The organism is Clostridium sp. C8-1-8, assembly GCF_009928445.1.
GTDB lineage: Bacteria > Bacillota > Clostridia > Clostridiales > Clostridiaceae > Clostridium_AR.
Genome location: NZ_JAABNO010000016.1, coordinates 1 through 24,715 on the forward strand (window position 1 = coordinate 1; position 24,715 = coordinate 24,715).

General features: G+C 31.3%; 16 protein-coding genes and 2 pseudogenes. 9 read left to right on the top strand and 9 right to left on the bottom strand.

From position 1 onward, the window contains the following. Nucleotides 1-563: 563 nt before the first annotated feature. Together GXK57_RS15730 and GXK57_RS15735 are read left to right on the top strand one after the other, a co-directional pair. Entirely contained in the window at nucleotides 564-1,403 is an 840-nt protein-coding gene (locus tag GXK57_RS15730; RefSeq protein WP_160678220.1) for a TrmH family RNA methyltransferase, read from the top strand. Nucleotides 1,404-2,127: 724 nt separating this feature from the next. After that, nucleotides 2,128-2,340, top strand: a pseudogene (locus GXK57_RS15735) (sporulation peptidase YabG); the annotation flags it as partial. Nucleotides 2,341-2,662: 322 nt separating this feature from the next. Here the strand turns inward: GXK57_RS15735 and GXK57_RS15740 are convergent. Further along, nucleotides 2,663-3,493, bottom strand: coding sequence for an Rpn family recombination-promoting nuclease/putative transposase (locus GXK57_RS15740; RefSeq protein ID WP_243156452.1), 831 nt, complete (start codon nucleotides 3,491-3,493; stop codon nucleotides 2,663-2,665). Between the two features lie 936 nt (nucleotides 3,494-4,429). On the opposite strand from GXK57_RS15740, the gene GXK57_RS15745 reads away from it, so the two are divergent. After that, nucleotides 4,430-4,654 carry a hypothetical protein gene (locus GXK57_RS15745; RefSeq protein ID WP_160678224.1) on the top strand — a complete coding sequence of 75 codons (225 nt, stop codon included), beginning with the start codon at nucleotides 4,430-4,432 and terminating at the stop codon, nucleotides 4,652-4,654. Nucleotides 4,655-4,909: 255 nt separating this feature from the next. Here the strand turns inward: GXK57_RS15745 and GXK57_RS15750 are convergent, their stop codons facing one another. Together GXK57_RS15750 and GXK57_RS15755 are read right to left on the bottom strand one after the other, a co-directional pair. Beyond that, the gene (locus GXK57_RS15750) at nucleotides 4,910-5,200 is read right to left on the bottom strand and encodes a hypothetical protein (RefSeq protein ID WP_160678226.1); all 291 of its coding nucleotides are present in this window, start codon (nucleotides 5,198-5,200) and stop codon (nucleotides 4,910-4,912) included. Nucleotides 5,201-5,729: 529 nt separating this feature from the next. After that, the gene (locus GXK57_RS15755) at nucleotides 5,730-6,716 is read right to left on the bottom strand and encodes a DUF5700 domain-containing putative Zn-dependent protease (protein ID WP_160678228.1); all 987 of its coding nucleotides are present in this window, start codon (nucleotides 6,714-6,716) and stop codon (nucleotides 5,730-5,732) included. Nucleotides 6,717-7,204: 488 nt separating this feature from the next. On the opposite strand from GXK57_RS15755, the gene GXK57_RS15760 reads away from it, so the two are divergent. The 3 genes from GXK57_RS15760 (at nucleotide 7,205) to GXK57_RS15770 (ending at nucleotide 11,134) form a co-directional block, all read left to right on the top strand. Continuing rightward, complete coding sequence (locus tag GXK57_RS15760) at nucleotides 7,205-8,692, top strand: HTH domain-containing protein (protein WP_160678230.1); 1,488 nt, start codon at nucleotides 7,205-7,207, stop codon at nucleotides 8,690-8,692. A gap of 519 nt (nucleotides 8,693-9,211) precedes the next feature. Next, a complete protein-coding gene (locus GXK57_RS15765) occupies nucleotides 9,212-10,018 on the top strand; it encodes a Cof-type HAD-IIB family hydrolase (RefSeq protein WP_160678232.1) in 807 nt (268 codons plus the stop codon). A gap of 123 nt (nucleotides 10,019-10,141) precedes the next feature. Next, a complete protein-coding gene (locus GXK57_RS15770; protein WP_160678234.1) occupies nucleotides 10,142-11,134 on the top strand; it encodes a Gfo/Idh/MocA family oxidoreductase in 993 nt (330 codons plus the stop codon). A gap of 93 nt (nucleotides 11,135-11,227) precedes the next feature. Here GXK57_RS15770 and GXK57_RS15775 read toward each other — a convergent pair whose 3' ends face one another. Continuing rightward, nucleotides 11,228-12,040, bottom strand: a complete 813-nt coding sequence (locus tag GXK57_RS15775; RefSeq protein ID WP_160678236.1) for a hypothetical protein — start codon at nucleotides 12,038-12,040, stop codon at nucleotides 11,228-11,230. Between the two features lie 443 nt (nucleotides 12,041-12,483). On the opposite strand from GXK57_RS15775, the gene GXK57_RS15780 reads away from it, so the two are divergent. Together GXK57_RS15780 and ytaF are read left to right on the top strand one after the other, a co-directional pair. After that, on the top strand, nucleotides 12,484-13,362 hold the full coding sequence (locus GXK57_RS15780) for an NlpC/P60 family protein (RefSeq protein WP_160678238.1): 879 nt from the start codon (nucleotides 12,484-12,486) through the stop codon (nucleotides 13,360-13,362). A gap of 66 nt (nucleotides 13,363-13,428) precedes the next feature. Next, a pseudogene (gene ytaF, locus GXK57_RS15785) lies at nucleotides 13,429-14,079 on the top strand (sporulation membrane protein YtaF); the annotation flags it as partial. 340 nt (nucleotides 14,080-14,419) lie between these two features. Here the strand turns inward: ytaF and GXK57_RS15790 are convergent. From GXK57_RS15790 to GXK57_RS15805, 4 genes are all read right to left on the bottom strand, one after another. Further along, entirely contained in the window at nucleotides 14,420-15,319 is a 900-nt protein-coding gene (locus tag GXK57_RS15790; RefSeq protein ID WP_160678240.1) for an SDR family oxidoreductase, read from the bottom strand. Nucleotides 15,320-15,385: 66 nt separating this feature from the next. Then, nucleotides 15,386-18,160: a cation-translocating P-type ATPase gene (locus GXK57_RS15795; protein WP_160678242.1), complete on the bottom strand. Its 2,775-nt coding sequence runs from the start codon at nucleotides 18,158-18,160 to the stop codon at nucleotides 15,386-15,388. Nucleotides 18,161-18,884: 724 nt separating this feature from the next. Then, nucleotides 18,885-19,472, bottom strand: coding sequence for a hypothetical protein (locus GXK57_RS15800; RefSeq protein ID WP_160678244.1), 588 nt, complete (start codon nucleotides 19,470-19,472; stop codon nucleotides 18,885-18,887). Between the two features lie 218 nt (nucleotides 19,473-19,690). Next, nucleotides 19,691-20,416: a DsbA family oxidoreductase gene (locus tag GXK57_RS15805; protein ID WP_160678246.1), complete on the bottom strand. Its 726-nt coding sequence runs from the start codon at nucleotides 20,414-20,416 to the stop codon at nucleotides 19,691-19,693. Between the two features lie 444 nt (nucleotides 20,417-20,860). On the opposite strand from GXK57_RS15805, the gene GXK57_RS15810 reads away from it, so the two are divergent. Then, nucleotides 20,861-22,897: a molybdopterin-dependent oxidoreductase gene (locus tag GXK57_RS15810; RefSeq protein WP_160678248.1), complete on the top strand. Its 2,037-nt coding sequence runs from the start codon at nucleotides 20,861-20,863 to the stop codon at nucleotides 22,895-22,897. Nucleotides 22,898-22,970: 73 nt separating this feature from the next. On the opposite strand, the gene GXK57_RS15815 is transcribed toward GXK57_RS15810, so the two are convergent. After that, nucleotides 22,971-24,497, bottom strand: a complete 1,527-nt coding sequence (locus GXK57_RS15815; protein WP_160678250.1) for a methyl-accepting chemotaxis protein — start codon at nucleotides 24,495-24,497, stop codon at nucleotides 22,971-22,973. Between the last annotated feature and the right edge of the window lie 218 nt (nucleotides 24,498-24,715).

Below are 24,715 nucleotides of genomic sequence, written 5' to 3' on the forward strand. Positions count from 1 at the left end.
ATAGTTTCCAATAAAAGTATCACCAAAATTGCGAGAGAACCAAAAGTACTTGACAATCTACAGTAGGGCATATTTATAATAAGGAAAGCTATAACAGGAGTTCTAAGTGCAATGCTAAAGCCAATATTGCTGATAGAAACTGTTAATAAAGGAAAGGATGCGAGTGTGATATTATAAAGGTATAACTTCCACACTTAACATACTTTCCTTGCTTTATTTGTCTGGTAGTTCTACGATTAATTCCATTTGAGATACTGTTGATTTGATTATCTAACCTTTGGATATTTTATAAGATGAAAGTTTCTACTTTAGACTAAGCTAGGTAAGCATATGATCTTCAAAATTCAGATGTTTATTTTTACGTGATTTTGTGTTATTATTTGTGGAGTCATAGTGATTTATTCTATATGTATATTTATCTTTATTATCATAGTGGTAAAACTTTTTAATAATATGTTTACATATTGTTCTAGAGTTTTTCTATTTGTAAATAATCATAATAAATTAATTAGTATAACGAGTTAACTATATTCTTAAATTTTGAAAATAAAAGAGGTATTAAAATGTCAGTTAAAGTGAAAAAGATATATTCAGAAAATAGTGACTTTCAGCGTATTGAAGTTTTAAAGAGAAACAGGGAAAAAAGAAATAAATATAAAGAGTTCTTTGTTGAAGGGGTCAAGTCCATAAATTATGCAATTAAAAATAATTGGAACATAAAAAGCTTTGTTTATTCAAAAGAAAAACCTCTTTCACAGTGGGCTAAGGAAATTTTGGCAAACTCAAAAGCTGAAATTCATTTTGAACTCTCCTTAAAGTTGATGCATAAAATTAGTGAGAAAGATGAAGACTACTCTGAAATTATAGCTGTTGTATCAATGGCTAGCAATGATTTGACCAATATAAAAGTAAATGAGGATATGGTGATAGCAGTTTTTGATAGACCGTCTAGCCATGGAAACTTGGGAACTATTATACGTTCATGTGAAGCATTAAAAGTAGATGCATTAGTTATTACTGGTCACGCTGTTGATCTGTATGATCCTAAAACTATTAGATCAAGTATGGGAACATTTTTTTCCGTTCCTACCATTAGATTAGAGTCGCATAATGAATTAATTCAATGGTTCAAGAATATCAAAGATAAGTTACCTAATTTTAAGATAGTAGGATCAACTGCTAAATCTAATAAATTTGTTGATGAAGTAGATTTAACAGGCCCAATGGCATTATTAATAGGAAATGAAACTTATGGTTTAAGCAAGGCCTATAAAGATATTGCTGATGATTTGATTAAAATACCAATGTATGGTGAGATAACATCTTTCAATGTTGCATGTGCGGCTTCCATAATATTATATGAGATAGACAGGCAACGTAGGAATATAGATTATAAACGATAGGTATAAAACTATGTAGCATGAAAGATTTGGTATCTTTAATAACTTAAATAGGTATAATTAAAATATCCTAGTAAGGCAAAAAAGATGCTTTACTAGGATTAATTTATTTCGCATTTTCAAGGTAACTGTATGTAGATTATTTTTGCTCGTCTTGCAATTTTTATGATATTTTTATTAGGAAACTTATAAGATTTATAAGAAGATTAAATCTTAATACAGTTAAAATTGATGATTCAGTTAAACATATAGGCATACAGATGATTGTACATTTAAGAAGAGGAAGAAATTATTAATTATATTATTGAGGATAAAAGGAATATAAAATCAGCTATTAGAGATGAAAAGTAGATGCTAAATGGGTGTTTATGAAAGAGATAAAGAATAAATACAAATCAAGTTCAAGTATAAGGTGATTATTGAAAGAGTATTGTATGTCCAAATAACACTATAAAGGGATATTTAAATCAAAGAAATCTATATACTGGTTTCAAGAAATAAATTTAAGGAGTAAGATTCTAAATTCTTAGAGAATTACTTGACAGTAAAGTATACTGTTTATAATAGTTTAATATACTATATTGTGGTTTATCCAAATTGAGAGAAAACTAATTTTTTATAAATCAACAAGTGTATTTTTTAAAAAATCCTTATACATTTCAGCATATAAATTTAATTGATAGGAAGAAAAAATCTTCTTAAATGTTGAACTTGAGTTCAGTTTGGTGGCGCAAACTTCGCCTCAAGTCCCAAGCGCGTTTTAATCCACTGCCTAGATCCTGTATTTGTATGCGAAAAGATAGCTTACACAAGGATAAATCAGGTAGTGTCTATAACTTATGTTATTGAGAATACAATAACAGGGATAAAGGGAATAGGAGGGCTTCAAACTAGGGGGAAGTATAGGGAGGGGTATCCTAAGTCTCCTTATGTGCAGTAAATTAATAAGATGTTTTATATAGATTTATAAATAGGAAGAGCAATACTTTACTAGGAGTGTTGAAGATATTGATCTTCCTTTTAATATTAGTAGCTAGTAAGTCTAATAAACTTCATAGTATAATCGGAATCTTAAGTTTAATGATTATTAGTGAAGAGCAGATGATTACGATGATTTGAAACCAAAACTGCATTATGAATTAGGGTAGGAATGGTGAATAGTCGCTTACTAGGTCTAATTTGAAATTAAGAGTCTTAAATTAGCGATTGTAAAACAAAAAGGAGTCGTGTAATGACTCCTAAATTTGAAATGTATAATTGAATTAATTCTTTAAATTTTTAACTAATTCAAGAGGTAGGCCAGTTTTAATGGCAATTGTTTCATCATCAATTAAGCCGAGCAAGTTTTTTGCAATTTCAATAGCTTTTTGGTTAGTACCTTGCTCGAAACCTTCTTCTCTTGCAGCTTTTTCTCTTGTTAGTTGATCCATAATTTCTGCTTGCCTAGCCTCATAGGCCATTCTAGCTTCCTTGCTTTTGCTTACTCTTTGTAAGATTTCATAGGCAGTCTTAATATTTTCATTTTTTTCTGCTATCATTTCCATTTCCTCCTTTGAATCAGAGTCTATAAATTCAAGCCAATCTAGTATGGGGGCATCTAAATCTTTTATACTATCTAATTTTGATAGTTTAGGTAATTCTAAAAAATGTATTTCTAGAACATCACTAAGCTTATAGCCAGTTTCATCTTCTAAAATATGAAAAGTCGTATGAATCTTATCTAGCGGTATCCTCTCAAAATCAACTATATTTATTGTAATACATTTCTTTAATTTATCGTATGTATCACCAGGACTTACCTGGCTATTATACATCTTTGACCAATAGAATAAACTTCTTTCAGCCATGAATTCTGTAGGGAATATCTGTATCTCAATATCTATATGTTCATTGTTTTTTGTTTTTACTCGGACGTCTAAAATGCCTTTTTTATCTTCTTTGAATTCTTTTAGAAGTTCTGTATTCAAAAATTCTATACCTTGAAAATCTTCCTTATTTAACCTAAGGGTTGCACTTAGGAATGCAATTAATATATCCTTATTTTTCTCATCTCCAAAAATAAGCTTAAATACAAAGTCTATCTTAGGTGACATTATAAAATCATCATAACCAGTTCCGTTTATATAAAACATGGTATTTTTATTGTTAATTATAATCACATCATTTTAAATATGATATATATTTAATTATGTCCAAGACTACTGTTTTTGCTACCTAAATCTATATTTCTTGAGTATATTATAACATATTAAAGGTGTTTATAGAATTTGATTTAAATAAGAAGTTATAGTCTGAAATCTTTTTGATAGCAGAATCACTTACTCCAAGCAATCTACAACAATTATCATAATAAAAAAGTTGGAATGCTAATTAGCTTAGATGATATGAGAATAACTAAAGGCAATAGGTAGGTAATATGACAGTGAAAAGTATATAAGATCACAAGGGCTGGAGAGGTACATCATGAGTGAGAGATAATAGATTTTAGCGGATAAATTAGATAAATCTCAATCTAACTGGAGGGACATTTTCTTCTAACTTCAAATCATGTCACTATATAGAGGATGTTATACGCGTAATTCACTTATAAGTTATTATCTAATTATACCAAGCTCAATTGCATTAGAATTTTACTAGGGAGCAACTCAATGCCCATTTGACAATGAGTTCAACAATCGCTACGTACTGCGTAGCGAATCTAGTTTTGATCTTTAATGAAAATATAAAATGGCTTTAAAAAGTTCTTTTGTATAGATAAACGCATCTATTGGAACCTGAAAAAAGCAACCTGTTTTTATGGTTGGACTTTTTTTATATGTGATATAATAAATAACCTAAATACAAAAAAGGCATAGTCTACAAGTTGATCGATTGTAAATAGAATTTTTTTCATAGAAAATTTTAAATGAAGTACTGAGTGAATATGAAGGACGTCGCTAAGCTATTTAATAGAAGCAATGGAATTGATTTAGATGAGAACTATGATATATTGCACACATAATATAATATTGAATGCGAGGTGATTTAGTATGTCATTCCCAGAGATAACACAAGATAATGTCCATATATTCATTCCGTTAAAAGTTGCAAAGGTGACTGAGATGTTAACAAAAGACAAAAATATAATTTGGGAAGAAGCATTGCTTGAAGTCTATAACTCTAATGTCTATAGTGTACTGGAAAAAGAAGATACCAAGATGTGGTATGAAGGACCTACTTACTTATATAAAGAGCTTAAAAGTGAGGCAGAATAATAAGTTATAGATATAGATCCATAAATATTAAGAGCAATACTTTACTAGGAGTAGTAGAGGTATTGATCTGTTTCTTTGTTTTAGTTATTGATTTATGGTTAAGTGCTTGATAGTCTACAGTTTTTAGTTAAATCCTTAATTAAAGAGTAGAGTTAAACTAAATGTAAGCACCTTATAGTTTGCATGGAAGAAAACTTATTAAGTCATCCAGTAAAGTATTCTTATCTAAGTTCTTTAGTACTTTAATTAAACTTGCTATCTTAAAGTTCTATTATCGATTTCCATTTCTCTTAAATCATGCATGTATGAACCAAAAGCTAAGAAGATAATTATCATAAGAAAAAAGCTTATCAAAATAAATACTTCCTTCTTTTTGGTAACACCCTGGCCGTTATCAATAATCTTCCTGTTTGCAATACCTATGAAGGTAAGTAGAGGTATAAAGTAAATAGCATTATTTATTATTAAGTATATACTTAGTATTAAAGCTATTGTATTTATGATGATTGCTGATATTAGTGGATTTCTATATATTAATGATTTCATAATAGTTCCCCTTATCTAATCTTGACTGTAATGATATGAGTATATAAAAAACTATACATATCAATGTTTTTTAATAATGGGGGCAGCTTAATTAATCCTTTTTAATAACTAATTGAGTATTAGTCATTAATTAATTCAAATCTATTAATTAATCTAAATGGGATTTAATAAACTTCGAGAGCAACTATTCTTCCACTTGTGGCAATAAAATTATCTCTTAAATAATCAAAGAGGTTATTAAAGTCATTTTTATTGCAAATTGATATGGTTGAATGAAAAACAGGGTTTCCACATTTAGCTGAATATTCAAATCCTAAAGAACCACAATATTCATCGAGTTTTTCATGAAATCCATAATAAAAGTTAACTAGGGACAGTGAACTACATGGGTTTACATAGATTACATCTGTATCAAAAGCTTCTCTGTGTGTATATACGCCAAGAGAATTAAAATGAATTGGTAGCTATTGGTTTATTCATCAAGCCTATCAATTAAACATTATTTATGCATAATATTACCTCTACTTTATCAAATCTTAAACTGACCATATCCAATTTTATCTAAGGCTTTATTAAATACTACAGGAAAGTTGTCAGGGTTTCTTAAGGCTTCAAAAACTACATTTTTTCCAAAGCAATCGTGAATTACTCCCCAGATATCATTTCCAAAGGTGTATACTCTAAAATGTCTTAGTTTTGGAATTTCACTTTTATCTTGTTCTTCTGTATAAGGATTAGTCCAATATTCTGACATAAGCTTGTTTAAGTCATTAGGTGATTTTATAACACCTGTTCTTATGTCTTTAACTGTCTTTCTAAAGTTGTCCATTGTGTTATAGAAATCATTATTTAGATATTTCCACGTGAAGGCATCCAAACCTTGGTTTTTAGTAGTATTGTATATACTTTTGGACAATACTCCTTCAGCGTTGTTACAATACTTTACTGCTAAACCTTCTCCAGAAAAATAAAGGTAGAACAATCCTTCAAGAGATAGTTTTTCTTCATCAATTTGTTGGAGAATTGTATTTAATCCAACGTGATGTACTTCATGAGCAATAGTTGAACAGAAAGCACTGATAGATTGATCTTTTACTAGTTGTAAGAAATCAAAGTGGGTGTAATTTTCATAAACATAGCCAAAGCTTCTTCCTATGCTAATTGTAAAGATGAATTTTATATCTGGAAGGATTATATCGTCAGGTAGTCCTCTTATGGCTATAGATACTTGTTCTTCTATAAGCTCTGGTGTCAGTATACTTTCTAGTTCCTTTAATTTTTCAAAGTAATAATCCACATTGTTTAACAAATCTTTGTAGTATCTGTGGTGACTCTTTAAATCAATATTTGCAATATCCTCTTCCTCTAAGTTGTTTAATTCAAGAAAGTAATCTATAAACTCATCCTTGGAGATTCTTCCCTTATAGCGTTCTAATTCGAATTTATAATCTTCGTGGTCTAATAGGTTTTCTATAGCATTTCTTTCAATATGTCCATTTGCAAGTCTTTTGCACAACTATATCATACTATTTATACTTGAAAAACTGATTGAAAAACTCATTTTAATCCCCCTATTTGATGCTTAAATGTCTATATGTATTATTTGTAAAATTATATCATATATGGATTATGATATTGGTTATAAGTTAAGATAATTCACAGTTTCTTAATTTTTTTCTACTGATCCATAATTTAAATTAAAATGTATGTAATTAATATGTGATGCCTCCGCTTAAACACAGCACTTTAATAGAGACTAAGTTATTAAATAATCCAGTATTAATTTATAAAGTATTACTCATTGAATATAAGAAATTTTTGTGTTTTTTCTAAGGTCATATAGTAAAAAACTTCTCTAGTCTTAATACATGAATTTTTATTAAAAAACACCTTAGCAAATTATTATTAGTGGGACAATAGCTCCGTCCCCCTGTCACTTCTAATTTGCAGTATAATGTAATTAATAAATAGTTAAACTTGTATACAAAGGATGTGGACAGAAACTTGAACAGAAGGTATAGAGATATTCTAAGCATAATTTTAAATACAGATGAAGCTATTACTGGAAGTGAGCTAGCTAAGTTTTGTAAGGTAAGTGTGAGAACTATAAGACAGGATATTAAGGATATAAATATATTGCTTAAAGAATATGAGGTTGAAATTAATTCTAACGTAAAAAGGGGATATTTTTTTGATGATAAAAGCAAGTCTATTATGAAGGAAAGCAATATAATAAGGAAAGTATTAGATTATCAATATATAATCGAAACACCAAGTATTCCAATAGATAGACAGATGTACATATTATTAAAGCTTATAGTAAAAGAGAATATGGAAGTGGAAGAGCTTGCAGAGGCACTTTATGTTTCCACAGCAACTATTAACAATGATGTAGCTGCTATCAATAAGTGGCTTAAGAAGGAATTAAACCTTAGGATAGGTTATTCCTTAAATGATGGCATTAGTGTTAATGCAGGGGAAGTAGAAAAAAGGAATATAATAAGCTGGGTTTTATCTAGAAAAACAAATGTAAGTACTATTGCGAAGTATTGGAACTACATATTTGAAGAAAGTGATGTTATAGAAAGGGCAAGGCAGTTCTACCATATAGTAAGTGCTAATGCAAAAAAGCATAGCTACTATTTATCAGGACATAGTTATCAACTTCTTTGCTATGAGATATTAGTATCAGCTAAACGCTGTGAGTTGGGCTTTAATTTGAAGGAAGAAGATATTACAAAGGAATGTTTTGTTCCAGTATTGCCGGTATTAATGGATATAAAGTTAGCGGTAGAAAAGCTGTTAAAGGTGAAGCTGTCAGAGTTAGAATGGCTTAATATACAGTGTTACTTCAAATCAAAGCAATTTATTAAGCCTACTAGTATTACAAACTTTGAAAATGAAGAAGCTGTGGAAATAGTGGATGAATTCATACAAACTTTAAAGCACAGGTTCCAGGTTGATTTAAGCTCTAATAAAGAAGCATTATTACTATATGTAGCTCCCATGATAAACCGTTTAAGATACAAACACTGTATAGCTGAGAAAATAAGTGAGGGAATTACTAGGACATATAAAAAACACTTTGAAATGGCAAGTGAAATAGCTGGCATTATAAAAAGAAGACTAAAACTAAATGTTGAACTTATAGAGTTAGCCTACATAACAGTTCATTTAGTAGCTATCTGCGAAACAGAAGAACGTAAATTAAAAACAGCTATAGTTTGCGATTATGATGAGGCTATAATAAGTTTGATAAAATATAAGCTTAAGAAGCTTTTTGGAGAAAGAGTGGAGCTTTTAAGAGTTTTCGACTATCAACAGTTTATGTTTGAAGAGGAAGAAAATCTTAAGGATATAGAGTTTATAGTTACTACATCAACTATAGCAGACCTTACTGATATTCCTTTCGTTAAGATAAGTCCAGAGTTTGAGCAGACTGATATCAATATGCTTAGTGAGTACTTCAATAATCATATCAATAAGCAATGATACACTATAGGATTCTAACTTATGCCATTAATTTATGCATGACAGATAATATGGAAAAGCCTGTATTATAGAACAGGTATAAATTAAGCTTTTATAGCGGATACCTTATAGGATTTAAACTTAAACTATTAATCTATATATGTTTGATAATTCCCAGAAGCCTGGAGCAACCAATCCATAAAAGTTGTGATTATGGTTATATGTATAAGTTAAGTTTTCATAAAGGATGCCTATAAAAAGCTTTATTTTCATAGATTTCATTGTGAAGTAGTGTTCCTATAATTTATATTTAAAAGCTATGGAAATAAAGTGTCATAGGTTAATAAAATAAATTATTTCACAGTATACGGTGAAATATTATAGTTTGTAGTAATAAGGAGAAATTTATTATAATTAAGTCATACAAATAAGCGTGTCAATGAGAGATTTAAGCTGAAAAGTTAGTTATTAAGCTAAAGAGCTAATAGCTTAAATAGAAGAGAATTAAATATTAATTAGGCTTTAAGGGGGGGATACATTATGTATAAGCTTGTAGCTATAGATATGGATGGTACTTTATTAAAAGACGATAAGACAATTACCTTGAAGAGCAAAGAGGCTTTAGCTAAAGCAAATAGCTTAGGGGTAAAGATAGTCCTAACTTCAGGAAGACCTATTCAAGGCATAAAGAATTACTTGGAGGAACTAAACCTTAGAGGAAAAGATGATTACGTAATAAGCTTAAATGGAGCTTTGATATGTAGATGTGAAGACTACTCAGTGCTAAGCAGTAATGAAACCTTAAAGGGAAAAGATTTAAAATATATCTTCAGTAAAGTTAAAGATTTAAATGCCTACGTTCATGCTTTCAAAGAGAGAGAAGACTTAGTAAATATTGAAAGTAAGTTCTCTAAAAATGAAGAAAAGAGAATAAACCTTAAGGTAAGAGTGGTTGACTTTATGAAAGAGATTCAGGATGATGAGGAGATTCTTAAGGTAGTTTTAGAAGAAGAGAAGGAAGTACTGGACAGAGTTCAGGCTCAGTTACCTAAAGAATTATTTGAAGAGTTTACTGTAATTAGAAGTCTTGATTTCATGTTAGAGTTTATGAAAAAAGGCTGTAATAAGGCTACTGGAATAGAGAAGTTGGTTCAGTACCTTGGCATTGATAGTTCTGAAGTAATTGCTATAGGTGATGCGGTAAATGATAAAGAGATGATAGGGTATGCTGGACTTGGAGTGGCTATGGGCAATGCAGAAGAAGATATTAAGAATTTAGCAGATTTTGTGACAAAGAGTAATGAGGAAGATGGAGTAGCTTATGTCATTGAAAAGTTTATAGGCTAAGTTTAATTTAGATGTACAAAGGATATGAAAGTTATTTAAATAAATAGGAAGTGTAATCTTTGTTAGAAAGACAAATAGGTTTCTATTAAGGGTTACAACCTAATTATACAAGGAGGATTTATTATGAAACTAGGTATTGTTGGATCAGGAGTTATAGTTAAAGATTTCTTATCAGCTGCTCATGAAATAAATGATTTAGAACTAACAGCTATTTGTGGTAGAGAAAGCTCTAAGGATGGAATGAAAGAGCTAAAAGACAAATATGGCATTGGCAATATATTTTTAAACTATGAGGAATTTCTAGCATCAGATCTGGATGCTGTCTACATAGCATTGCCTAACAACCTGCACTTTTCTTATGCAAAAGAAGCCTTAGAAGCTAATAAGAATGTAATAGTTGAGAAGCCTTTCACAACAACTTATAAGGAAGCACAGATATTAAGTGATATAGCAAGAGAAAAAAAGTTGTTTTTATTTGAAGCTATCACAACTCAGTACCTGCCTAATTACAAAAAAATAAAAGAATTGATTCCAAGCTTAGGAAATATAAAAATTGTTCAATGCAATTACTCACAGTATTCAAGTAGATATAACAGCTTCAAGGAAGGAAAGATATTGCCAGCCTTTGATCCTAAGTTCTCCGGTGGAGCACTTATGGATTTGAATATTTACAATGTACACTATGTAGTTGGTTTATTTGGAAAGCCTATAAATGTTGAGTATTATCCAAATATAGATAAGGGGATAGATACCTCTGGAATACTAATGCTAGACTATGGAAAGTTTAAAGCTGTATGTGTAGGAGCAAAGGACTGTAAGGCACCTATAGCAAACAATATTCAAGGGGATGAAGGCTGTATTTATCAAGATTCTCCTGCTAATACTTGCTTGAAATTTGAACTTCTAATGAATGATGGAGCTAGTTCTACAGTAAATGAAAATAATTATAATCACCGCATGGTCAATGAATTCATCGAGTTTTCAGATATGATAAAAAGTAATGATCTAGAGGGCTGCTATAAGATGCTAGATCATAGTCTAATAGTGTGTGAAGTACAAAATACCGCTAGAAAGAAAGCTGGACTAATATTCCCTTCAGATAAAGAGGTAGAATAAGCATATAGCTATTTAATAACTGTTTAGCTGTATACATAAAAATATCACTGAAGTGAGTTGATTTGATGAGTATCTAGTAGTAGGGACCTATTACTAGATACATTTATTTATAATAAAATCAAATAGGAAATCAGGTCCTTTTTCAAATAAACTTCTAAATGAAGTTATATCTTTATTAGTATCATTGTAGTAGTCTATTATTGCAAATAGCCCTGAAATAGCTCCGAACTTGTCCCAAAACAATCCACTCTTAGCCCGTTCTATTATACTTTCTTTATAAGCATCATTGTTAGTGTTGAGTTCAGAAATTAATGTAGCGTATGAGTTTTTTCTATGGAGAATCATATCAGAGCTATACCAGTTAAGTGTCAACACACCTTCTTTGAAGGCTAGAAAGTGAGCAATTCCCTCATCAAATATTACATGTTTTAGTATATCTATTGTAGAGGCATCCTTACATGGAACTGGATAGATTTCATTAGTTATAATATGAGATATCTCGTGAGTTAAGAAACTTATTACTATTTCAGATAACTTATTAATGTCATCAGTGTATCCACTAATTCTATTTAAATCTAATATTATTACATTACCGCCTAAGGGAGATTTTCTTACCATAGCATCGAAAGGATAAGGGGAACCTACAATTAAGTATATATGAGTAGATTGTGGTATGCATGCATCTTGAAAAAATTCTTTCCATAATAAGTGGTTCAGAGGTTTGAAGTTTTTTATTTTTTCTAAGACAGTATCATATACATACCTTAATTTATCTATATTTGTATTTCCTAAGTCATCCATTAGGTACTTACCTTCTACAATAGAAGTAAATATCCAATGATCTTTTATAGAGTTCAAGGACTTTTCTTTTAGATAGACATCTATTATTTTTGTATCAATTATCATGTATATCCTCCTATTTAATTACATGAATGCACTTATTTGTTTATTATATAAATACAATTATAACAGTATAAAATTACAATTAAAATCTATGAATCTAAATAACATTAATTTATAAGAGTGGTTTTAAGTATTAAGAATAAACTGGAATCAATGGCAGTAATACATCCTTTCATTTTGGCCATCATTATATTAGTATAAGGGTGAGCATCATACTACTACATCCCCCTAAATAGATAAATATGCTTAGTTATAATCTTCTGCTATTATGATTTGTAATCGATGGCAGTTCGTAATAGCAGAGATTTTCCTAGGTGTAGTAACCAAAACTGTATCACTTATATATTGAAGCTATTTTTGAAGCAAGTTATATCAACTATATAAGACTTTGAAAAATAGCAATAAGTACAAACTGATACACTATAAAATGGAGAAAAGGAGTACTTATGATGAAAATGCCGAAAAAGTTAATGATGTTTGCAGTATCCTTTAGTACTGTGTTATGCATTACAAGTACCATTAGCTTTAAGACAGCTTTCGCAGCTACCTTACCAGAAAAGGTTTTAATAATAAATGAGAGGACAGGCCTTCAGCTTCATATGGATGCTAATAATAACATAGGTTCTTGGAATGATCCAAAGAATACAGCAAATCAGTGGATTCTAAGACCTATAGGTAATTATTATAATATAATAAATGTTAAGTCAAACTTACAGCTTCATTTAGATTCAAGCAACAATTTTAGAGCATATAATGATGAACAAAATACATCAAACATGTGGGATATAGTCAGTGTAGGTAACGATTATTATGTTATAAAAAATGTTAGGACAGGTCTTCAACTTCATCTTACTAGTACAAATAAGATAGGGGCTTATAATGATGATCAAAATAAGTCTAACCACTGGAAGCTAGAAGATAATCTTGATGCAGAGGTAAAGGTTCATGACATTGATACTCCAGCTGTTCAGCAAAAACAAGAAGATAATAGAGGGCAAAATGTTATTGATTATGCAAAGAAGTTTTTAGGAACTCCTTATGCATATGGAGGTACAACCCCTAGAGGTTTTGATTGCTCTGGGTTTACTCAATACGTATACAATAATTTCGGACAAACTATAGGAAGAACAACTTATAATCAAGTAAATTCTGGACAATCGGTTTCTAGAGATAGCCTAAAACCAGGGGATTTAGTTTTCACTGATCCTGGACATGTTGGGATGTATGTAGGAGATAATCAAATGATACATGCACCGTATCCTGGAGCTAAGATTAGAATAGAAGGTATATGGAAGTTCTATGCTGGAAGAAGAATTATGAATTAGTTTAAGCTGCAAGTTTTCTATCAATAGTCAGGTAACCTATTTCTCTTCAGTAAATATAATAAAGAGACACTTAATTTACTGGAGGAAGAAAAAATGCACTTGTTATCAGCTGTTCTATTTGCTTTCTCATCCAATATAGACAACCTTACCGTTGGGATAGCATATGGAATAAAGAAAACTAAAATTCAATTAAGCAGCAATATACTTATAGCTATAATTACATCCATAGGAACCTTTCTATCCATGACCATAGGTAGATTAATAACTAGTATAATATCAGTAAGAGTTGCCAACTCCTTAGGAAGTATAATACTCATAGCTATAGGTTTATGGTTCATTTTTGAATTTATAAGAAATGAAAGAAAAGATTATAATAAGTCACTAAATACGGAAAGTTCTGAGGTATTAGGATATAAAAAGATAATGGAATCACCTGAAATTGCAGATGTAGACCATTCAGGTTATATAGATATTAAAGAGGCTGTATCACTGGCGCTTGCACTAACTATTAACAATCTTGGTACTGGGGTTGCAGCTAGTATAACTGGTATTAATATACCTATTACCGTAGCAGCAACCTTTATATTTAGTATATTTACTCTAGAAGCTGGAAGCATAATAGGCAATACTGCCTTCTCTAAAATCTTTGGCAAATATGCAAATTTTGTTTCTGGTGTTATTATAGTTATTCTTGGAGTATATGAGATGTTTGTATAAGATATGGTAATTTCATAGGGACTAAACTATAGGGTTCTACTACGAAAACTTAAGTTATGCCTGTTCAAAAATCATTTGCCTATGAACTTTAGGCGTGCATAACCTAATGCTGAAGTTTGAACACTATACTTGTAACGAGATAAGTGGTTTTTTAAGCATTCTAGTTAAAGTATCCTATTATTGAATACTTAATTTCAGCAGGGTACATTAATAGAGCCTAAATAAAAGCCATGTATAATAAGGAATAGAACTTTCCCTATTATGCATGGCTCTCATTTTTACTTAATTGTTTTAATAAGTGTTAAAAAGTGTAATCAAGCAGTAAGTAATATTTTATAGTTTATGACCCTACAAATTGTCCGCCATCTACATGAACTATTTGACCGGTGGTATAAGTGGAGTCCTCAGAAGCTAGGTATACATAAGTTGGGCCGAGCTCCACAGGCTGACCGGCTCGTTTCATAGGTGTATCTAAGCCAAAGCTGGTTATATGATCAGCTGACCAGCTAGAAGGTTGAAGTGGAGTCCAGAAGGGGCCTGGAGCAACTCCATTTACCCTTATTCCTTTATCTACAAGTGACAGAGCTAAGGAACGTGTAAAGCTTGCTATAGCACCTTTTGTACTTGAGTAGTCTATAAGTTCCTTGTTGCCTGCATAAGCGGTTACAGAAGTAGTATTTATTATTGTGCTGCCGCTACTTAGGTGAGGTAATACTGCTTTGGTTAAGTAAAACATGGAGTATATATTGGTCCTAAAGGTATCGTCAAGTTGCTGAGCACTAATATCTAATATACTTTGTTGTGGAAACTGGACTCCAGCATTGTTAACAAGTATGTCTATATGTCCTAATTTATCTAGTGTTATATTAACTATATCTCTTGAAAAAGCTTCCTCTCTTAAGTCACCAGGAATTAAGATACATCTTCTTCCTTTAGATTCTATAATTGTTTTTATCTCATTTGCATCTTCATGCTCATTGAAATACACTATGGCAATGTCAGCGCCTTCTTTGGCAAAGGCTAGAGCAACGGCTCTTCCTATACCACTATCACCACCTGTTATTATTGCAACCTTATCCTTAAGCTTGCAGCTACCTACATAATCAGGATTATCAAATATAGGTCTAGGATGCATAAGGTATTCTAAACCAGGCTGAACTGGCTGATGTTGTGGTGGAAAAGTTATTGGGACTTGCTTGCACTGAACTTTTTGTCCCATGTACGGATAATAAAGAATCAAAATTCTACCTCCAAAAAAAACGTGCTTACAATATCATATGTAAGACACGTCAAAATGGAATAAAACTTATGATTTTTTGATAATCCTTCTTGATAGATGGAGTATTTCAGAAAATACTATTACTGAGAAAGTATATCCTATTATCTTTAGCCACATAACTATTGATAGAGGAGAGGTCTTAAATAGTTCTCCACCAAATTGAGTAATTAATATTTGTAGTATAAAAGTCCCACTCATCATTATTAACATAGGTTTATTATTAAGCAAGTTAGTGAATATGCTTTCATTTCCTAGTTCTCTTGAGTTAAAGGAGTTGAATAGTTGGAACATTACAAAGGTAGTAAAGATTATACTAGATTGCTCACTTACAGTGCCCCCAAGTACTTTCTTATCTATAAGCAATGTAAGCATAAAGACTATATAGAGTCCATTGGTAAGTATGGTGGTCATCATATTTTTAGTTATTATGCTAGCATCTCTTTTTACCGGTTCCTTATCCATTAGATGTTTCCTTAAGGCTTCAAGCCCTAAAGAAAGTGCTGGAGGACCATCCATTATCAGGTTAACCCATAAAAGCTGTATAGTAGTAAAGGGTAGTGGCAGTTCTAATATTTCGCAGATGATTACTATAAGTACTGCTACTAGATTTACAGTTAACTGAAATTGAATGAACCTTTGGAAGTTTTCGTAGATACCGCGTCCCCATTCAATGGCTTTGACTATGGTTGAGAAGGAATCATCTAAAAGTACTATATCACTAGCTTCTTTGGATACTTCAGTGCCTGTAATTCCCATAGCTATTCCTACGTCAGCATTTTTTAAAGCTGGGGCGTCATTTATTCCATCCCCTGTAACAGCAACAACTCCTCCAACTTTCTTTATGAGGTTTACTATTCTCATTTTTGTGATAGGTTTACTTCTAGCAATTACCACTATCTTATCTAATATGTTAATAAGCTCATCATCTGACATTTCATCAATATCCTGAGCGTCTATAATTATGCTATCTTCCTTTACCACATCTAACTGCTTAGCAATAGAAGTAGCAGTTACTATATTATCTCCAGTAAGTATCTTTAAGCTTATTCCTGATTTCTTACATTTCTCAACGGCTTCAAACACATCTTCTCTTAATGGGTCAGCTATGGATACAAAGCCGTCAAAAATCATAGCATGCTCTAGCTTATCCTGAACAGAAGACCAGTCCTCATGATTATTTAAGTATGTTCTATGGGAAAAGGCTAATATTCTTTTAGCTTCTTTTTGTAATTTAGTTATTTCATCGGTTATTTTTTCTCTTAGTTCTTCAGTTAAGATTTCTACCTTATCGTTTATGATGATTTTATTACATAAAGAAATAATCTTTTCAGGACTTCCTTTTGAGTATACATTATAATTATTATCTTCTAGTGTTACTGTAGTCATAGATTTCTTTTCAGAACTAAAAGGGTACTGAAAAACTATGCTGGAGGCATTACGTATATCGGTATAACTTATATATTCGCTTTCCTCTGAATTATATTCTGAACACTTGCCTTGGCATACAGAGCTATGAAGCTTGTAGTGAGGGCAGCGTTTTGGATTCACAGAACAAACAGTGTCGGTAAATGCCTTTAAAAGAGAGCATTCTGTTGGGTTACCTATGAACTTTACTTGTCCATCTTTTATGTTGATGTCAGCAGTACTATTTACAGTAAAGTTTTCTATCATAAATCTGCTCTTAAGTTCCGCAGGTGATATTAGATTACCATTATTCCAAACGTCTATAACAGACATCTGATTTTTTGTAAGTGTACCAGTTTTGTCTGAGCAAATAACATTTATGCAGCCAACAGTTTCACAAGCTACTAGTTTTTTTACTAGGGCATTGGTTCTAGCCATCTTAATGATATTTAAAGCTAAGGTCATGGCAACTATTGTTGGAAGACCTTCAGGTACAGCTGCAACAATCAGTGCTACGCTTGTCATAAATGCATTTTGAACTGTATCGAAAGAGATATTGTTATGGATATATATTTTAAAAATCTCATAGAAAAATATTAGTGCAGATACTGCAACTCCTATTACTGATATAGACTTAGCTAGTTTATCAAGTTTTTCTTGAAGCGGGGTAGACTTGGACATTGTCTTTTTTAACTCTGAAGCTATACTTCCCATCTCAGTACTATCTCCAACTGCAGTAACAATTGCAGTAGCTTGTCCATAGTTTACAAAGGTACCAGCAAAGATCATATTACTTCGTTCTGAAAGCGGTACTTTTGAGTTAGAGGATATTTCATCATAATCCTTACTAACAGCTATGCTTTCACCTGTGAGCATCGATTCATCAACTTTTAATTGAAGACAATCTATTATTCTAGCATCGGCAGGTATCTTGTCTCCAGTTTCTACTTTTATAATATCTCCAACAACTATATCTCTTTTATTTATGTATTGAATAATACCATTTCTTAATACTTTAACTTTTATATCTTCATTGATATTGTTAAGAGCTTCGAAGGCTTTTTCAGATCTACCTTCCATGATAATTTGTATGCTTACAGAAAGGGTTATGGCAACTAATATACCTATGCTTTCAGTAAACTCTGCATGTAAGCCTTGAAGGTGCTTATAGACATTCATACCTATAGTTATAATAGCTGCTATCATAAGTATAAATATCATAGGCTCTGATAGTGCTTCCAGTATCTTTTTTAAAAGAGATACCTTTTCAGTAGGTGAAAATTGATTTTTACCGTACTTTTCTTCACTTTTAATTACTTGCTTGTCAGTAAGACCCTGATCGCTTTTCAAATCAAAGTGATCAAGGATTTCTTCTACTGGTTCTTGAAAAAACTCCATTTCATCCTCTCCTTAATGACTATTTGTGGTATTGTATTTATGAAAGCTGGGACTTTAATAAATACAGTAAATGTAGATTAGGCAAACAAAAAATATATGATTAAGCTTATTATTTAAATAGGAAACTTACCGCTATATTAAATAATAGCACTTAACATAGACAAAATAAAAAAGACTCATAATACAATAATCCATCTAAAAAAGATGGTCTCGTATTAAAAGTCTCACAGTGACAAACGTCATGATAAAGCCAGGTTAATCAAACCATTATGTTGACTTTATCTCCCTTACGGGTAGTTACTCCCTTTTAAAGATATTAACTTTTAAAAATATAGCTTTATTTGTGAAAAATAAATTGTAATAAAGCTAAGAATTTGGCGGCATTTTATAACCACTTATATTATTATATTTAATTAATTTCTAACTGTCAACGAAATGTAAATCTTTTCGCGCATGTTTATGCATGTTTTTTAAAACTGTATGTACAAAAAAATACTGTGATTTTCCTAAGTATATACATTTAGTAAATAACAAGTATAATAAAGAAGTCGCATTTATAAAAATATAAATGCGACCTATTAATGCAAATACATACTAAATATCACTAATACTTAAAAAGACTTTTTAAACAAAAATCTTTCTAAATTACTTTGCAGAAGTGATAAGTAGTTAATCACTAAAACTGTGAAACATATTTCTAAAAAGAAGCAATAAAACGCTCAGATTAAAAAGAACTTGTATGTCCGTGGCTATGTGAGTTCATGAATGATGCTCCAGTGTTTGAGCCCATATTTGAACTTCCTTGTTGCTGTCCGCCATATTGTTGCTGTTGTTGTTGTTGTTGTTGTTGTTGAGTTTGTTGAAGTTGTTGTAGCTGTTGCTGTTGTTGCTGTTCTCCTTGGCTCATTTGATTTAATTGTTGTTGAGTTTGCTCTATTAGCTGACTCATCTGTGAAAGAGTCTGATTTGATTGTAAGAACTGGCTAGCTTTACTTAAATCATTCATAGCATTTGTTATTGAAGATTGTAACTGTTGTTGAGTTTGCATTTGTTGCTGCTGAGTTTGTTGTTTGAAATCCTTTATTTGTTGTTGTAGGTCAGTTATAACCTTATTTCCTTGGTTGTTTTGTTGAGACTGACCACTTTGAGGTTGTTGTGATCCAGCCATTGAGCTTTGTTGTTTTAATTGGTTTAAAGTGCTTGACATAGCGCTTAGTTGATCTTTTAAGCCTGTGATTTCAGCACCTATTTCAGCATCATTCTTTTTGCTATCAACATAGTTCTCTATTACCTTTTTACTTTTTTCGTCCATCACCAATCACTCCTTTTAATATATTTGCTACGAAAATATCTTAACCACTATAAAATGCAAATATACTGGTGTTGTTTTTACTAATTAGATAGATGTACCACTTCATACTAAAATTTATATTTTTCAAAGCTCTCTCATAAGAAAGAGGAGCTCTGAAAATACATTTAAGACTGAAGTAGCACATATTTCTAGGAGTATATTGGTAATTTTAAAAAAATTTAAATTTCACATTTACCGTCGGAACAACTTCCAGCATCAGCTTCTTTTTCATCAGATTCTTTTGAAAGAAACTCTATAACTGGTGAGGAAAGTTCTTCTTTTCTCACTTTATCAAGAACGTCTAAAAATAACTCAGATGGTTGTGCTCCTGATACGGCATATTTATTATTAAATACAAAGAAAGGTACTCCAGTTATTCTCAAATTAGAAGCTCTTTCCTCATCTTTTCTTACCTCGGAGGCATATTTATCAGAAGAAAGTACCTCTAAAGCTGTCTGATAGTTTAGTCCAATTTCTTCTGCAAGTTTTGCTAATACTTGATGATCAGATATTAGAAGAGAATCTGTGAAATAGGCTTTTAAAATTCTTTCTGACAACTCATTCATTTTTCCTTCAGTTTTAGCATAATGACATAATCTATGAGCATCAAAAGTATTTGTTGGCTTTAAATCCTCAAAATTATAGTCTAGGCCAAGAGCTTTAGCTTGTGCTATTATTTGGCTATTTGAGCCTTTAGCTTGCTCAACTGATATTCCATATTTTTTCGCTATTAGTTGATCGATATTTTCCTCATAAGTTTTCTTTGCAGATGGGTCAAGCTCAAAGCTTTTAAAAACTAATTCAATCTCATCCTTATATTCAAATTTATCTAATGCACTTTCTAGCCTTCTTTTCCCTATATAACAAAATGGACATGCAAAATCAGACCATACTTCAATTTTCATTTATATTCCTCCTCGAATCCTCATATCCATTATAAGCATTAATTCTTTGGGTAAGCTAATATAAGCATCATATGACTGACCGCTTAATTTTAACAGGTTATTTTAAAAAGCAAACTTTAAAGAATCAAAATTTTAACTATATATGAGGTTTATTTATAATTTAATGATATTATAGTCCATTAAATTTCAATACTCAATGGTATAAAAAGGAACCCGTGGGGGGTATAATGTTTTTACAAAGAAAATTCGATATCAAGTCTAATAGATGGAGTTAATAAGTTAATACAATTAAACCTAAAGGCTTTAATATGTGAGAAAGCTAAAAGTTAAAGAATTGTTTGAAAAATAATTTGCTATAGGAAGAATGTTTCCTTATTTATATACATTAATGTATAATTTATAGATATATGTTTAGTTTTAAATTGGGGAAGGAATAATTTATATATGCATAATGAAGAATTTAAAGTTGTTAATACAGTGTGCTCAAAAAACTGTTTTGCTACTTGTCCATTAAAGGTATATGTTAAGGATGATAAGGTTGTAAAGGTCGAAGGTAAGGATAATAATCCTATAACTAGAGGAAAGATATGTACAAAAGGTAGAGTTTATCCTGAGATTGTAAATAGTAAAGAAAGGCTTTTATATCCCTTGAAAAGAGTAGGTACAAGGGGAGAAGGAAAGTTTGAAAGAATATCCTGGGATGAAGCTCTAGAACTTATGTATATTAAACTAAATAGCTTAAGACAAGAACATGGTGCTGAATCAGTGCTTTATTATCAAGGAAGCGGTAACTTTGGAGTTATGAGAAAATATGCTTATGGCTTTTGGTATCAGTTTGGTGGATATACAGGGACTATAGGCGATCTTTGTGATCCTGCTGCTGAAGAAGGAATGAAATATGGCTATGGTTGGAGGATACAAAACTCTTTAGATGACTTATTAAATAGTAAACTTATAATATTGTGGGGAGGAAATCCTGCTCACACTAACATTCATGCCATGTACTTTATAAATGAGGCAGTTAAAAATGGAGCCAAGTTAGTCACTATTGATCCAAGAAAGAATGAATCTAGTAGCAAAAGTAGTCTGCATATATATCCTAGAGGAGGAACAGATGGTTTGCTTGCCATAGGTATAGCAAAATTGCTCATAGAAAAGGGCTTAGCAGATTATGATTTTATAGACAAATACACTTACGGTTTTGATAAATATGAAGAGTTTTTAGAAACTTATACCCTTGAAGAAGTATGTGATATAACTGAAGTTCATTTGGGAGAACTGAATAAATTAGCTGATTTAATAGCTCAGTATCCAAAGTATGCTATGATAATGGGCTATGGGTTCCAGCGTTATAGCAATGGCGGGCAAACTATAAGAGCAGTTTCTTTGCTTCCTGCTATTACAGGAAGTATAGGAGAAAGTGGTTGTGGCATATATTGTGGCGAAAGTACAGGCGGAATGCTTCAGTGGCCTTATCTACCTGATAAGCCTGAAAAAGTAAGACTTGCTATACCTAAGGGGAGAATAACTAGTGAAATAGAAGCTTTAGATTTGCCAAAAATAAAAGCAATGTGGGTAGAAAAAGCTAATCCACTTACCAGTAATCCTAATTTGAAAAAATTACAACAAACACTTAAAGGCTTAGATTTTATTGTGGTATCAGAGAATTTTCTTACAGATACAGCAAAGTTCGCCGATATTGTGCTGCCTGCAGCATCTTTTTTAGAGGAAGATGATTTGGTTGCGGCTTATGGACACCCTTATATTCAACTAAAGCAGAGAACTGTAAATCCTCCAGGAGAATGTAAGACAGACCGTGAGATTTATAGACTTTTGGGACAGAAGTTTAACTTTGATATGAAGTATCTACCACAAGATGATATAGAAATATTAAATAAGGTACTAGAAAGTAGTTCTATGAACACAACCTTAGAAAAAATGAAGGAAAAGCCTTATCTTGCCGAAGATTATGATAATATAGCTTTTAGAAATAAAGACTTTAAAACTACCAGTGGAAAGATAGAATTTTACTCTGAAGATATAGCTAGGGATTGGGGAGTTAGTCCAGTGCCAGTTTATGAGGAGCCAGAAGAAAGTAAGTATTCAAGTAAAGCAGATTATTTAAAATATCCGCTTCAGCTAATAACAGCTCATAGCTTAGAAAGAATAAACTCTCAATTCACTGAAAGCAAAAAGCTTACTGAATTATTCACTACAGTTGTTCATATAAATAAAGCTGATGCAGAAGCAAGAAACATATTTACTGGAGATGCTGTTAGAGTGTTTAATGACAGGGGGGAAGTGTTTTTAAATGCTAAGGTTATTGATGGGATAAAGCCTGGAGCTATAAACATCTTTGAAGGTTTGCCACATAAGACAAGAATGGCAGTAAATAATTTGATAGATGATAGAATTACAGATATGGGCTATGGAACCTCATATCATACTTGCCTAGTAGAAATTGAGAGATTGAATCTCTAATAAAAAAGTATAGACACAGATGTGCAAAAAAGTCACTGAATAAAGATTAATTCAGCGACTTTTTAATTGCAATCTATTTCCTTCTATTTTCAAATTTATCAACTAATTCTTGAAGCATTCTAGAAGTTGACTCAAGTTTCTCTGATATATCAAACATTTGCTCTAAATGTTTGTTTTGCTCTATTATTGACTGAGCTGTTTCTTTAGTCTTATTAGAGTTGTTATCTGCATGTTCTGCCACTTGCTCAATAGAGCTTGTCACTTCTTCTGCAGCAGAAGAAACATCTTGAGATATAACTGCTACCTTAGAAATATCTTCTTTTACCACGTCTATTGCTAAAAGTATGTTATTAAAGGTCTTACCAGTTTCGTTAACAACTTCTATACCAGTATGAACATCACTGATACCTATATTCATAGCTTTATTTGCATTGTTGATATTTTCTTGTACGCTCTTTATCATATCGGAAATCTTTATAGCAGAACCTTGAGATTCTTCTGCAAGCTTTCTAACTTCATCAGCTACCACGGCAAAGCCTCTTCCACTCTCTCCAGCTCTAGCTGCTTCTATTGCAGCATTAAGTGCTAGAAGGTTAGTTTGCTCCGCTATAGAGCTTATTACTTGAACTACCTGATCTATGTCTTTGGACTGTTTACTAAACACTTCTAAGATTTCAGCTACATTTCCTACAGATGCATCAATGGAGTTCATTTGCTTAACTACTTGTTTTATTGCATTTTCTCCATCTTTTGCTTCTTTAACCGTTTCCTTGGTTTTTACAGAAGCTCTTTCGGAAGCAGAAGCTATATCATAAATTCCTTTTGATACTTCAGCTAAGGCTTTTGAACTTTCCGAAGTATAGTTATATTGGTTTAAGCTAGCATCTTCTATATGCTTCATAGCAAAGTTAATATCGTTTGAAGTTCCTAAACTATTTTTTACACTTTCAGATAGATTCTCTGAATAACCAGCTATATCATTTATTGTTTTACCTAGGTTAAGAAGAATTTCTTCAAGCTCCTCTTTTTTATTCATGCCTTCAGCATTAAGAGCTGCTTCATTCTTTTTATTACTAGAAATCATAAATATAGTAGCTACGCTAGTTAGTATTAAGAATACTGCATGTAGTAATAGCATTTGGAATGGATAGTGATGTGATCCACAAAGTAACTCAGGGAATAAGAAGTATCCTCCAAGGTGGTGTACCGCAAATATTGCTGTGCTTATTAATATATTATTGATACTATCGTAGTATGCTATCATGGCTATGACCATGAATATTGAAAAATGATACTCAACTAAACCATTTCCTACAGCAATTATTGCAATACTAGAAAAAGTCAAAGTAAGAGTTAATAATAAAGGAATGCTATCGTGCTCAGTACTTTTAAATTTATATAGGTAAAAAGCTGTACCTAATAATATTACTGGAACTAGTGCAATTAAGTAAGATATTACAATACTGCTATTTGACATTGTTGACATATCATCCATAGTAAAGAATGATAAAAACCTACCTAATATGGCTACTAATAAAATCAGAAACACTGTACAAAGAGAAAGTTTTAACATTAAGCTGTTCTTTAAAGATTTTGTCATTTGTTTACCCCCAACTAATAAATAGTATATAGGATAATTATCGATAGAATCTATAAAGGCTAAAGTAGAAAAACATAGAACTTTATAAAAATAAGACCTTAATTTTTATGCTTAAATTCAAGTAATATAAACTATTGGAATTATATAACGAATATAATAAAATATAGATATGGTTTATATAGAAATCTTTGGGAGTTGTGATGATTTAACAGTAAGTG